Here is a 13,318-nt window from a genome sequence, read left to right on the forward strand (position 1 = left end):
CAGAAAGACAAGAAAATGCAACCCGTATTTGAAAGAGGAATCACTTTATGTCCAGGAAAAAAGGGAGAACCAGGTAATTGACTTTTGAAGATTATTAGGATAGAATCATTTCTACATCATTATATATTGAATTCTTATCCAGAGAGGTGGAGGGACTTGGCCCTAAGAAACCTCGGCAGCGGACCCGTTTAGGGAACTGTGCTAAATCCAACAAGCATATGCTTGGAAGATAAGAAGAGCCGAACGGACACTGTCAGCCTCTTCTTAAATTAGAAGGGGCTTTTATTTTTGGGAAATAACGTTTAGTGACATACTAGAAAAGGTATATATAATTTGGTGAAATCAAACAAGTTGATAAAGTTTAGCTAACTAGAAGCAGGCACTAGGACGGAAAGGAGCCATTTACATGGCAGAATTATTTAAGAGGATTGAACAGAGGAAGGCAAAACTCATTGAAGAGCTATTGGCCAATGGAGTATACAAAACCTCTGATGAAAGGCACCTTTATGATGCCCCATTAAAAGTACTTGAAGATGAATATAAGATTGTTATAAATAGACCTAATAACGAGTCACCTTCTGAATGGATGACATAGTTATCGGAATACAATATTTGGATTTTTGGATAAGGGATATGATGTAAGCATTCGCAGTCTACACTAGTGGATGCTTTTTTTGCGTTTATTAGAAAACGACACAAATTATACATAATTAAATAACAAAATAGGTGTTTTGTCACATTTGACCTATAAAATAACACAATTAATTTCTGGGAAATAGTTGATTTTAACTAGTGATTTCATTATGATGAAAGTGTAAAAATATTGAATAAATGGGAGGTGGCTATGATGCCTTGCCGTAAGGTAACTATAGAAAAAGTAGAAGAGAAGAGACAGGAAATGATAAAGTTGGGAGCGATTTACGGCTTAACAAGTCTGCTGACTGTACAAGCCAGTCAAGAATTGGATACGCTATTGAATGCGTTAGCAAGTAAAAGAGATTCTGAATATTTTTCCCTTCAAGAAGCATATAGGTATTTTTAAATTAGCAATTCGACCTGTATTAATCTAAAAAAGCTACTGCTCAAGGCAATAGCTCTAAAGAATTATATATTAAATATCGACACGTTTACCTAGAATGATCAAATCCCGCTCAATGCCATCCATCTCGGCAACTTGAGGTAAATGTGCCCATTCTTCAAACCCGAATTTGGAAAAAAGCTTAAGGCTTGGTGTATTATGGGCGAAAATGAAACCCAATAAAGTCTTAACACCTAATTTTGGACTCAATTCAATTGCCTTTCGAATCGAAATTTGTCCAATTCCTTTTCCCCGGAAATAATCATCAATGTAAATGCTGATTTCGGCAGTGGAATTATATGCCGGTCGGCCATAAAAGGATTGAAAGCTCATCCATCCAGCGGTTTTCCCTTCTATAGTAATGATATATAGCGGTCTACTTTCTGAATGATGTTCCTCAAACCATTTAACCCTCGATTGGACGGATACAGGTTCCGTATCTGCCGTGACCATCCTTGAAGCAATTGTCGAATTATATATTTCAACAATTCTGGGTAGATCAGATAGTTCTGCCTCTCTAAACTCTATGTGTTCTTCCATGATTTAAACTCCTAACTATCATTTATTCAATCTCCAGAATGAAGGGTAATCCCGTTTTTGGTTTTAGGGACGTTGAATGAAACCCAATCCATTGAAAGTTTTATATTATCATACACTCTTTATTCTTTATCTGACAATTCTTTTTTATGTTAGTACTGCAGATTTTTTGGGTATGAAAAAGATTAAATACTTCTAGTAAAAAGACAAGAGGAGAACTAAATGAAAAAATTGGCAGGTATATTGATTATCGTACTGGTTATATGTTTTGCTGCATATGAATTTCAGGCCTCGGAGTCGGAAGATGTGCAAAGGGTCATGGCTTTTGGAGATTCATTAACCTATGGAAAAGGGGATAAGGACGGGGAAGGATATATAGAAGGCCTTGAAGATGAATTGAATAATCCGCAATCGGAGCAAAAAGTGAGTTTTTGGAATTACGGTATTAAAGGCCAGGAAACGGATGGGGTGATGAAACAGCTAGATGATTACCGCATTAAAACGAAACTTGATGAAGCCGATACTTTCATTGTTTTTATTGGAACGAATGACTTGATCAATAGTAATGGCGGGAACTTGGAGAAGATAAGTGACCGAAAAATCAATGAGGGTAAACGGGAATATATCAACCATCTGAAAAAGATTACATCAACACTGATAGAGGCAAACGATAAAGCGGATATTCTGGTAGTAGGACTATATAACCCAATTAAAGACAATCAAAAACTTGAAAAGCACATTCGCGATTATAACGAGTCAATAAAGGGATTAGCGGATAAAGGTGAAAGGATGTTATTCATTCCTACAAATGATCTTTTTGAAGATGAAAAGAAAACAAAGTATTTCAGTGATAAGTTACATCCGAATGAAAAAGGGTATCAGCTCATTGCGAATCGGGTTTTGGAAAGGTATGATTTCAAATGAAACCAAACATGCACAGAAAGGCTTTCTGTGCATGTTTGCCTGCTAAGTTGCTAGGTATTTGATATATCGCTTAGTTGAGGGAACTGTAAGTCATGGAGCTGCTTGTATCGGCCGTTGTTTTGCATTAACTGGTCATGTGTTCCTCTTTCAAGAACCTGCCCTTTTTCCAGAACAATGATTTGATCGGCGTCATGAATGGTCGATAAACGATGTGCAATGACTATTGAAGTCCGTTTTTTCATTAAACGTGACAAGGCTTGCTGGATCAAATGTTCAGATTCTGTATCCAAGGCAGCCGTTGCTTCATCGAGAATGATGATTTGCGGATTTTTCAAAAGTGCCCTGGCAATGGCAATGCGCTGTTTTTGTCCGCCTGAAAGCTTGACTCCGCGCTCTCCGATCTGAGAATCATAACCATCAGGAAAGGCACAGATAAAGTCATGAGCATTTGCTGCTTTGGCGGATTCGATGATTTCATCATCTGTAGCATTAAGTTTGCCATACACGATGTTATCACGGATGGAACCATTGAATAGAATGATATCCTGAGAAACAATTCCCATTTGTCCCCGTAATGACTTCAGTGACACATCTTTGATATTATGTCCATCCATTTTAATCGTTCCATTTTGCGGATCATAAAATCGGATCAGTAGGCTCGTGATGGTCGATTTTCCTGCGCCGGAGGAGCCGACCAAAGCGGTTACTTGACCAGCTTTCATGGTCAGGTTTAGATTGCCGAGAACAGGAACAGTCTCATCATAAGCAAAATCAACACTTTTAAACTCAATTTTCTTTTTTATGGCATGGAGTTCAATGGCATTTCCCTTGTCACTTATTTCAGGTTGGGTTTCCAATATTTCAGTTATCCGCTCAAAGGCGGCGGCTGATTGCTGGACAATGCTGATTACCCGGCTAAAATTGCGAACGGGACTCTGCAGCAACCTCAAATAGGCTAGAAAGGCCACGATTAATCCTATTGTGAATTCACCTTCCATCACTTGCCAAGCACCGAACACAATGACTGCTACAAGACCGATATTGTTCAATAAATCAATAATCGGCCCGAACATGGAACGCAGCCGAACGGACTTAAGGTTTGCAGCCATATTTTCCTGATTACGCTCCGCAAACCGCCTTGATTCGAATTCTTCATTTGTAAAAGATTGAATGAGCCGCATTCCTGAAATCGAATCCTGTAACTGGTTGCTGACATCTCCTGCGGAACTTTGCACAGACCTAAATGACATCCTGATGCGTTTCCCGAATACCCTTGTGATATAGAACATGAAAGGGAATGTAATAAGAAGGACAATGGTAAGCTTCCAGTTAATGAAAAGCATATATACCGCTACGGCAATGAAGGTCACCGTGTCAGTCAAAACCTGAAGCATGCTCGAAGAGATGAGCTGCTGCAGTAAATTGACATCATTGGTCAACCGAGACATTAAGTCACCAGTCCGGTTTTTATCAAAGAATTTCATATCCAGTGTTTGAATATGTTCATACATGCTATTGCGTATATCAATGATGGCCTTTTGACCGACCTTGGAAACGATATAGCTGTTAAAGTAGTTCAGTATAGCCAATAAGATTGCAGCACAAAGAATTCCTGCACCAATCCAGATCAACGAGTCATATCTTTTTTCGGGAATGATTTTATCAATCGTAAACTGTGTCAATTGGGGGATGGAGAACTCAAGCAATGAAATGAAAAGCATGATACATAAAACCAAAGAGCAAAACTTCCATTTCGATGGGACCCGATTGAACATTTGTTTAAGCATCAACCATATGCTTCCTTTTGAGGGTATTGCATGTATTGCACTGCGCCCTTTTTGGCTGAATGAAATATGTCCTCCACTCATGACGATCACTCCTATTTTACTGTCCTAGATGATTTTTTCCTTTATGACTATCATAGGGCTTTTCGAAAAATAGACAACTTTTAATCGGTTCGTTTTGTCAAAAAAAGAATTATTATTTTACACTTTCCTATAGGACATGGAATAATTAAAGGAGATTAGCGAGGCTGATAAGAGGAGATGCTAAAATGAATGAAAATGAAAAAATCAGGGGAGAACTTTTAAATGCGGTCAACGGACTATCGGATGAACAGCTGAACGCCCAACCTGAAACAGGAAGATGGAGCATCATCCAGGTTTTGGATCATTTATATTTAATGGAGAGGGCCATAACAAAGAGCATTTCCGATAAATTGAAAAGCGATGAAAGCATTCCTGCTGTGGATAAACCGATAGAACTTACGTTAAATCGTAAAATGAAGGTCCAGGCCCCGCCATTTGTCACTCCGTCGGAATCATACCAAACTTTGAGTGAAGTTAAGGAGAAGTTGTCCAAATCCCGAAAAGCTTTTGTACATGTCGTTGACCATGCAAAGGAAATTGATCTCGAACAAAAGTCTTTTCCGCATCCTTTGTTCAAAGATTTAAGCCTGAAGCAATGGATTCCGTTCGTGGGACTGCATGAAAAACGGCATTTATTGCAAATTGAAGAATTAAAAGCAAAGTTATAATAGAAGAAAAACTCATCCGTCTTTGGTTGAGTTTTTCATTTTCAGATAGATATTTTCGTAAAGGAAGGATTTTTTAAGTGAAAGCCACTTGGATAAGGACATGTTTGGTATTGGGCTTTTTCGGATTGCTGCTGTGGCTATTGTTCAAGTATATGCTTCCGCCTGATCTAGACGAAATCGAACTGACTGACGAGCTGAATCCGATCGTCGCCGAAAAAAAAGACGAGCTCATTCAACTGGCTAAGGACAAAGGCATCCCGGTAATCATTACGGCCGGATTCCGGTCTTTAGCCGAGCAAAATGAACTCTATGAAAAGGGCCGATCAGACCCGGGCAACATCGTAACGAATGCAAGAGGTGGCGAGTCGCTGCATAATTTCGGTTTGGCTATAGATTTTGCCCTCCTTAACAAACAAGGCGAGGCCATTTGGGATATGAGTTATGACGGTAACGATAATGGAAAGTCAGATTGGATGGAAGTCGTAACAATCGCTAAAGGGTTAGGTTTCGATTGGGGAGGGGATTGGGCAGGGTTCAAGGATTATCCGCATTTACAAATGACATTTGGCTTAAGCCTGCGTGAGCTGCAGCAAGGCAAGCAGCCAAAAGGGCAGTGAAAGTGGTTGGCTTCATTATAAGCCGCATAATTTTGACTAATAGCAGGAAAATAAGCATGTGAATTGCTTTACAGGTAAGAATTCGATAAAGTGAACTAGTGAGAAATCAGACATAAAGGAGTGCAGTCACCATGGAAGAAACAAAAAATTGCCGGGACTCTTTGGTCATAAAAACAAGCCTGGTCCTCCCGCCGGATACAAATAATATTGGTACGATGTTCGGAGGCAAATTAATGGCATACATTGATGATGTAGCGGCTATATCAGCCATGCGTCATGCGCGAAGCAACGTCGTTACGGCATCAACTGATTCCGTCGATTTCCTGCACCCTATTCACGAAGGAAATGCAGTTTGCCTTGAAAGCTTCGTGACTTATACGGGCAGAACATCAATGGAAATCATCGTAAAGGTGATTGCAGAGGATTTAGTTACAGGAGCCCGAAATTTATGCGTCATTTCCTTCCTGACATTTGTTGCCATTAATGAAGAAGGTAAACCAATTCCTGTTCCCCGTTTGGTTCCGGAAACGGAGATGGAAATGAATTTAAATGAATCAGCAAAACAACGGGCCCAAATAAGGAAAAAAAGAAGGGAAGATACACAGTTCATTGCAAGTACTTTCGGTGTGAAACTGCCATGGACCGATCAATCAAATCCAGGATTGTATAAATAAGATAGGCATCCCTTCAGCCGTTCTTATTGATGATCGAGACATTAAGTGAAAAGACGCTTGGATAATTCCAAGCGTCTTGTTTATGTTCCCTTGTTAGGTCTTTTAGTCATCGCTAGCTAAAATACCAAAGAAGCGCAAGATGTTAATGAATAGGTTAATGAAATCAAGATATAGATTCAACGCCATGAGCGGTACTTCTTCGGCTGTTACCCCGTAATGCTTCATTCGATTGAAATCATATAAAATATAACCGCTGAAAACTAAAATCCCTATAAATGAAAAGACCAGCATGGCTGTAGAACTTAATGGAAAGAAAATGTTGAAAATGCTAATGACAACTAAAGCTAGCAAGGCCGCAAATAACATCCCCCCCAAGAATGAAAGGTCCCTTTTGGTGGTTGTGGCATAAACCGCCAGTCCTCCAAATACGACTGTCGTCGTAACACCTGCCAGGATCACCACATTTGCCCCTGCTGCGGCTAGGTAGTGGGCAATGATCGGATAGGTCGTAATTCCGGAAATCAACGTGAAAATATACAAAAATGTGTAACCGATGGCTTTTTTCCTTCGCAATATGAATGCTCCAATCAACATGGCAATCTCAAGTATCGCCAAGGGAAGAAACAAGGATGGCGGAACAAGAGTGCCTAGAGCCATACCTAAAACGGAAACGGCAAGAGATAAAGCGAACGTCCGCATGACGGACGGCATATATGTTTGTACAGTTTGTGAATACATTCAATCACCCCATCATTTATTTTCTACCGTTTTCTACGAATCTGTTTTAAAAAGGTTTCATTGCATACAATGAAAATTTGGTGTTTTTTTAAAAGTATTGAAATATATATGAAGTAATTACCTTTTCTATGATATTCTTACAAATATACTAATTTTTCTGAAATATTAAAATACTTCAAACGAAACCATTCCGCGGTAAGTAAAACGATAAGGTCAATAAATAGACATAAACTTCAAAAAAAGCTATCTCGAAATAATAAATCCGAAATTATGGATTCTATATATTTAATCGGACTTCAAAACTTTACTGTATAACAGTTATAAAGGAAACGTTTTTATGTTGCAGAAAATTATTCCTAAAGTTATAAAATATGAAAAAAATGTGATTATTTTCTATAAAAACTATTGTATAATTGTAAAAAAATGATTAAAATTTTAAATAATTATCAGAAGATTAATTATTTTCCCGATAAAATAGTTTAGGGGGAGCAAGGATGAAGAAAGCTATTTTGCAAATAGAAAACCTAACTACCTCATTCCGAATCGGTAACAAATATCATGCAGCGGTGGATGATGTTTCGTTTACGGTGAATGAAAATGAAATTGTAGCAGTTGTTGGAGAATCAGGGTGTGGAAAGAGTGCAATGGCCTTATCCATCATGCAATTACATAATAAGCAAAGAACGAAATCCGAAGGAAACATCCATTATAATGGCCAAAATCTCCTTAAGTTGAATGATGTACAAATGAATAAAGTCCGTGGTAAGGAATTGGGTATGATATTCCAGGAACCTTTAACGGCTTTGAACCCGCTCATGACCATCGGAAAACAGATCGAGGAGAATCTTGATTACCATACTGAACTCTCCAGTGCTGAAAAAAAGAACAGGACGATCGAACTTTTGACACAAGTGGGAATTCCATACCCTGAACGGACGTACAAGCAATATCCGCATGAGCTCTCGGGCGGAATGCGGCAAAGGGCAATGATCTCGATTGCCATTGCTTGCAGCCCTGCACTGGTCATCGCCGATGAACCCACGACGGCTTTGGATGTTACGATCCAAGCGCAAATACTTGATCTGCTGAAGGATATCCAGAGCAGGACAAAAATGGGGATCATCTTAATTACACATGATCTGAGCGTTGTAGCAGAGGTCGCTGACAGGATCGTTGTCATGTATGCAGGTCAGGTAGTGGAAACGGGAAGTGTTAAAGCGATATTCAACAATCCGCTGCATCCATATACAAGGTCATTATTGAATTCGATTCCTTCGGCCGCAAACGAGAAAAACCGTTTGCATGTTATCGAGGGAATCGTTCCATCGATAGCCAAAATGGATCGGATCGGATGCCGCTTCCAAGATAGGATTCCATGGATACCAAAACATGCGCATGAAGAGACACCCCGGCTTCACGAAGTGGGCAACGGTCATTTTGTCCGCTGTACCTGCTATAAAGCATTCTATTTTCAAGCTGAAGGAGATGCATCGGTTCATGACATTACTAAAATTAGATAATCTAAAAGTGCATTTTCCAATAAGGGGCGGTTTTTTTCGAAGGGTGGTCGATCACGTAAAGGCAGTTGACGGTGTCTCCTTTGAGTTGCAGCAAGGGGAAACATATGGTTTGGTCGGGGAATCCGGAAGCGGCAAGTCCACGACAGGCAAGGCAGTGGTCAAACTGAATGAGGTGACATCCGGACAAATCCTGTTTGAAGGCAGGGATTTAGCTTCTTTAAGTAGAAGAGAAATTAAACCGTTCAGAAAAGATATCCAAATGATTTTCCAAGACCCGTATTCATCATTGAATCCGAAGAAGAGGGTACTTGACATCATTGCCGAACCGCTGAGGAACTTCGAACGGTTATCCCCTTCAGAGGAAAAGAAAATCGTACAGGACTTCTTGGACAAAGTCGGACTGAGTCCGGAGTCGATTCACAAGTATCCTCATGAATTTTCAGGAGGTCAGCGCCAGCGGATCGGGATTGCCCGATCATTGACATTGAAACCTAAACTGATCATTGCGGATGAACCGGTGTCAGCCCTGGATGTTTCCGTTCAGGCACAGGTGTTGAATTTTCTTCAGGATCTCCAACAGGAGTTCAATTTGACTTATTTATTTGTCGGGCATGATTTAGGTGTAATCCGGCATATGTGTGACCGGATGGGCGTTATGTATCGCGGTAGATTGGTAGAGGAAGGAAAAAGCGAGGAAATCTATGAAAATCCACAACATATATACACGAAGCGCCTGATTGCCGCCATTCCTGATTTAGAGCCGGAAGTCCGTGAAGATAAAGTGCAGCTTAGAAAAAAACTCACCTCGGAATATGAGTCTACCTACTCAAAATATTTCGATGAGAATGGACGTGCTTACGATTTGAAGCCAATCTCATCGACACATAGAGTCGCATTACAATAAGGAGGTGGAAGGAATATGTGGAAATTTATCCTAAGACGATTATTAGTTATGATCCCGCAGCTCTTTTTATTGAGCATCATCGTTTTCATGATGGCAAAGGCAATGCCCGGAGATGCCCTGTCTGGCCAGGAAATAAACCCTAGGGCCAATCCAGCCGAGCTTGATAGGATCAGGGAAGAGCTGGGTTTGAATGACCCTTGGTACCAACAATATCTAAGGTGGGCATCCAATGCAGTACAGGGTGATTTCGGTGTTTCCTATACACATAAGACGCCCGTTATGGATGTGATCGAAGACAGGCTTTGGAATACGGTGTTCCTGGCGTTGGTCACGCTGATCTTTACATATATGCTTGCGATACCATTAGGCATACTTAGCGGAAGGTATAACGATACCTGGGTGGATAAAACCGTTACGGGTTATAGCTATTTAGGGTTTGGCACGCCAATTTTCATTTTTGCTTTAATCATGTTATTCGTTTTCGGATTTGCCCTTGATTGGTTCCCGTCTGGAGGCAGTGTCGATTCAAAAGTGGATGAAGGAACATTCGCCTATGTTGTAAGCAAGATCAATCATTTGATTTTACCAGCTTTAAGTACAGCTTTAATTGCAACAACAAGTACGATCCAATATTTGCGAAATGAAATCATCGATAATAAAATCAAGGATTTTGTAAGGACAGCGCGTTCGAAGGGTGTGCCTGAATCAAAAGTGTATTCACGGCATATCCTGAGAAATTCCTTTTTACCGATAGCAGCATTCTTAGGTTATGAAATTACTGGATTGATCGGCGGCGCGGTCATAATCGAGACCATTTTCAGTTATCCGGGACTTGGGCAGCTTTTCCTTAGTTCAGTAAGTCTGCGGGATTTCAGTGTTGTCACGGCCATCGTCATGATGACGGGATTTGCCACTCTGCTTGGCACTCTTCTTTCGGACATCATACTTAGTGCGGTCGATCCGCGTATACGGATAGAATAGGAGCGGGGTGAGTCGTATGGAAATGAAAGTGGAAACCGGAAAGAACATACAAGTTAACGATGTGAGCCCTTCAGGAATGAAAATCATCTGGCAGGAAATCAAAAAAGATAAACTTGCCATGGGCTCATTGATTATATTAGCAGCCATATTGCTTTTTGTTTACGGTGCGTCGTTCTTCATGGACGCCAAGGAAATAGCCAAAGTCGATTTTCTCTCCATTTATATGGAACCATCTTCAGACTATTGGCTTGGAACCGATTATGGCGGCCGGGATGTATTCGGACAACTGATAATCGGTACCAGAAATTCATTCACGATCAGTTTATTCATTACATTATTCACGGCTATCATCGGTTTATCTTTAGGACTTCTTGCCGGTTACTTTGGTGGGGCAACCGATAATGTGATCATGCGTGTTATCGATTTCGTGATTGCCCTGCCGCAATTGATGTTCATCATCGTTGTGGTTACGATTGTACCGATCTTCAATGTATATGTTTTCATTTTAATCATGACGATGTTTTTATGGACAGGAAAGGCACGGCTGATTCGTTCTAAGGCTTTGTCTGAGCGTGAGCTGGATTATATTCATGCCTCACAGACTCTCGGGACGCCACATTGGAAAATCATCCTGTTTCAGCTTCTGCCCAATGTCAGTTCATTGATCATCGTTAACTTCATTTTGAACCTTGCTGGCAATATTGGCTTAGAATCCAGTTTGACTTTCTTAGGGTTCGGCCTTCCGGAGAGCACCCCGAGTTTAGGGACGCTCATCAGTTATGCTCGAAATCCAGATGTTCTGGAAAACAAGTGGTGGATATGGGTACCCGCATCACTCATGATTTTAGTGTTGATGCTGAGTATAAATTTCGTTGGTCAAGCGTTAAAACGCGCAGCCGATGCAAGACAAAGAAGAGGATAAAAAAAGGGGAGTGTATGATATGAAAATCAAAAGCTACAGTAAGGTATTAAGTGCATTGGCCATTTCGTCTCTACTGCTTGCTGCATGTTCGAATGATACGGAGAAATCGTCAACGAAAGAGAAAAAAGGGAAAGATGTCGAACAGGTCGATACCTCTAAATTCCCGACAAAGACGACGAATCAAGGAGAGCCGATTAAAGGCGGCCATTTGACATATGGTTTGGTATCAGATACCCCGTTTGAAGGGATATTAAACAAAGTTTTCTATCAAGGCGAACCCGATAACCAAGTTATCACATTCTTTGATGAAGATTTATTGGATACAGACGAAAACTATGTATATACGAATGAAGGTGCCGCTTCCTATGAGATATCGGACGATCATAAAACGGTCACGCTGACGATCAAGGATAATGTAAATTGGCATGATGGAAAGCCTGTGACAGGCGCCGATTTGGAATATGCATATCTTGTCATGGGAAGCAAAGATTACAAAGGTGTCCGCTATGATGAGCAAATGGCTTTGATCGAGGGTATGGAAGAGTATCATGAAGGGAAAGCAGATAAGATTTCAGGCATTAAAGTCGATGGCAAGAAAATCACTTTCACATTCAAAAAAGCGAACCCGTCGGTCACGACCGGATTATGGACATACCCGCTTCATAAAGAATACTTAAAAGATGTTCCGATTGCGGATTTGGAATCTTCTGATAAAATTCGTAAAAATCCGATTGGTTTTGGACCATTCAAAGTGAAGAAAATCGTTCAAGGGGAAGCGGTCGAATTCGAAGCGAATAAAGATTATTACCGCGGTGAACCAAAATTGGACAGTGTCACATTAAAAGTCGTGAATCCGTCTGTTGTCGTCAAGTCACTTGAAAATGGTGACCTCGATGTAGCGGAGGTCCTGGCGGAGCAATATGAGCAAGCAAAGGAATTGGATAATGTCGAATTATTGGGGAAAGTTGAATTGGCTTATACCTATATTGGTTTCAACTTCGGTCATTATGATAAGGAAAAAGAAGAAAATGTTATGGATGAGAATCCGAAATTCGGAGACAAACGCCTTCGTCAGGCGATGGCATATGCCATCAATAATGAAGAAGTTGGCGAAAAGATGTTCAAGGGCCTTCGCTTCCCTGCCAACTCTGTCATTACACCGAACTTTAAATATAACAATAAAGATTTAAAAGCATATGAATATAATCCTGAAAAAGCTAAGGAACTCTTGGATGAAGCAGGATTTGTAGATACGAATAACGATGGCATTCGTGAGGATGCTGATGGAAAAGAGTTCAAAATCAACTTTGCTTCCATGAGCGGTTCCGATGTTTCTGAGCCACTGGCAAGATATTATATCCAGCAATGGGAACAAGTAGGGTTGGACGTCGAATTGCAGGATGGAAGGCTGCATGAGTTCAATTCTTTCTACGACCTGCTGAAAAAGGATAATGATAAAGTTGATATTTATCAAGCTGCATGGGGTGTTGCTTCCGATCCGGATCCATCAGGAATATGGTCCAGGTCTGCAGAATTTAACTATACCCGCTGGGTGAGTGAAAAAAATGATGAACTTCTTGCTAAAGGGATTTCAGAGGAAGCCTTCGATGATCAATATCGAATCGATACGTATAATGAGTGGCAAGAATTGATTCATGAAGAGGTTCCGGTCATTCCGACATTATTCCGTTATCAATTGGCTGGAGTGAATGAACGCGTTACAGGTTACGACTATCTCGCAGGCCGTCAATATCAATGGCATAATGTCGGGGTAACGAAATAATTTAAGCTGACTATCGACTGCCTTTGTGGCGGTCGATTTTTTTGCGTTTCAATGAAGTGGATAAAGGTTATATAGATAATAGTAAGTAATTGGAAGGGTGATAT

14 protein-coding genes and 1 riboswitch are annotated in these 13,318 nt (G+C 40.5%); of the genes, 11 read left to right on the forward strand and 3 right to left on the reverse strand.

The window, feature by feature from the left end:
- Nucleotides 1-131 precede the first annotated feature (131 nt).
- Nucleotides 132-236, forward strand: a riboswitch (SAM riboswitch).
- A 170-nt stretch (nucleotides 237-406) separates the two neighbouring features.
- Nucleotides 407-595, forward strand: a complete 189-nt coding sequence (locus tag NYE65_RS19145) for a Fur-regulated basic protein FbpA (protein WP_034314291.1) — start codon at nucleotides 407-409, stop codon at nucleotides 593-595.
- A 252-nt stretch (nucleotides 596-847) separates the two neighbouring features.
- A complete protein-coding gene (locus NYE65_RS19150; protein WP_063596405.1) occupies nucleotides 848-1,042 on the forward strand; it encodes an aspartyl-phosphate phosphatase Spo0E family protein in 195 nt (64 codons plus the stop codon).
- Nucleotides 1,043-1,111: 69 nt separating this feature from the next.
- Here NYE65_RS19150 and NYE65_RS19155 read toward each other — a convergent pair whose 3' ends face one another.
- Nucleotides 1,112-1,618, reverse strand: a complete 507-nt coding sequence (locus tag NYE65_RS19155; protein ID WP_034314287.1) for a GNAT family N-acetyltransferase — start codon at nucleotides 1,616-1,618, stop codon at nucleotides 1,112-1,114.
- A gap of 219 nt (nucleotides 1,619-1,837) precedes the next feature.
- Here NYE65_RS19155 and NYE65_RS19160 point away from each other — a divergent pair, with 219 nt between their 5' ends.
- Nucleotides 1,838-2,539 (forward strand): DUF459 domain-containing protein, encoded by a 702-nt coding sequence (locus NYE65_RS19160; protein ID WP_328178366.1) that lies wholly within the window; start codon nucleotides 1,838-1,840, stop codon nucleotides 2,537-2,539.
- 50 nt (nucleotides 2,540-2,589) lie between these two features.
- Here the strand turns inward: NYE65_RS19160 and NYE65_RS19165 are convergent, their stop codons facing one another.
- The gene (locus NYE65_RS19165) at nucleotides 2,590-4,407 is read right to left on the reverse strand and encodes an ABC transporter ATP-binding protein (protein ID WP_340861471.1); all 1,818 of its coding nucleotides are present in this window, start codon (nucleotides 4,405-4,407) and stop codon (nucleotides 2,590-2,592) included.
- 185 nt (nucleotides 4,408-4,592) lie between these two features.
- Here NYE65_RS19165 and NYE65_RS19170 point away from each other — a divergent pair, with 185 nt between their 5' ends.
- From NYE65_RS19170 to NYE65_RS19180, 3 genes are all read left to right on the forward strand, one after another.
- Complete coding sequence (locus NYE65_RS19170) at nucleotides 4,593-5,075, forward strand: DinB family protein (protein WP_328178364.1); 483 nt, start codon at nucleotides 4,593-4,595, stop codon at nucleotides 5,073-5,075.
- Between the two features lie 152 nt (nucleotides 5,076-5,227).
- The gene (locus tag NYE65_RS19175; RefSeq protein ID WP_081088762.1) at nucleotides 5,228-5,692 is read left to right on the forward strand and encodes a M15 family metallopeptidase; all 465 of its coding nucleotides are present in this window, start codon (nucleotides 5,228-5,230) and stop codon (nucleotides 5,690-5,692) included.
- A gap of 131 nt (nucleotides 5,693-5,823) precedes the next feature.
- The gene (locus NYE65_RS19180) at nucleotides 5,824-6,366 is read left to right on the forward strand and encodes an acyl-CoA thioesterase (protein WP_034314279.1); all 543 of its coding nucleotides are present in this window, start codon (nucleotides 5,824-5,826) and stop codon (nucleotides 6,364-6,366) included.
- 102 nt (nucleotides 6,367-6,468) lie between these two features.
- Here the strand turns inward: NYE65_RS19180 and NYE65_RS19185 are convergent, their stop codons facing one another.
- Nucleotides 6,469-7,104: a Bax inhibitor-1/YccA family protein gene (locus NYE65_RS19185; RefSeq protein WP_034314277.1), complete on the reverse strand. Its 636-nt coding sequence runs from the start codon at nucleotides 7,102-7,104 to the stop codon at nucleotides 6,469-6,471.
- A 494-nt stretch (nucleotides 7,105-7,598) separates the two neighbouring features.
- Here NYE65_RS19185 and NYE65_RS19190 point away from each other — a divergent pair, with 494 nt between their 5' ends.
- From NYE65_RS19190 to opp4A, 5 genes are read left to right on the forward strand one after another with little or no spacing between them, the layout of a single operon-like run.
- Nucleotides 7,599-8,624 carry an ABC transporter ATP-binding protein gene (locus NYE65_RS19190; protein WP_340861472.1) on the forward strand — a complete coding sequence of 342 codons (1,026 nt, stop codon included), beginning with the start codon at nucleotides 7,599-7,601 and terminating at the stop codon, nucleotides 8,622-8,624.
- On the forward strand, nucleotides 8,602-9,528 hold the full coding sequence (locus NYE65_RS19195; RefSeq protein WP_053534228.1) for an ABC transporter ATP-binding protein: 927 nt from the start codon (nucleotides 8,602-8,604) through the stop codon (nucleotides 9,526-9,528). Before NYE65_RS19190 ends, NYE65_RS19195 begins: the two co-directional genes overlap by 23 nt.
- Nucleotides 9,529-9,543: 15 nt before the next feature.
- Complete coding sequence (gene opp4B, locus NYE65_RS19200) at nucleotides 9,544-10,509, forward strand: oligopeptide ABC transporter permease (RefSeq protein ID WP_328178362.1); 966 nt, start codon at nucleotides 9,544-9,546, stop codon at nucleotides 10,507-10,509.
- A 22-nt stretch (nucleotides 10,510-10,531) separates the two neighbouring features.
- Entirely contained in the window at nucleotides 10,532-11,431 is a 900-nt protein-coding gene (locus NYE65_RS19205; RefSeq protein ID WP_034315454.1) for an ABC transporter permease, read from the forward strand.
- A gap of 19 nt (nucleotides 11,432-11,450) precedes the next feature.
- Entirely contained in the window at nucleotides 11,451-13,214 is a 1,764-nt protein-coding gene (gene opp4A / locus NYE65_RS19210; RefSeq protein WP_249597079.1) for an oligopeptide ABC transporter substrate-binding protein, read from the forward strand.
- Nucleotides 13,215-13,318: the final 104 nt, after the last annotated feature.

Origin of the sequence: Peribacillus sp. FSL R5-0717 (assembly GCF_038002945.1) — a bacterium.
GTDB classification, from domain to species: Bacteria; Bacillota; Bacilli; order Bacillales; family DSM-1321; genus Peribacillus; species Peribacillus frigoritolerans.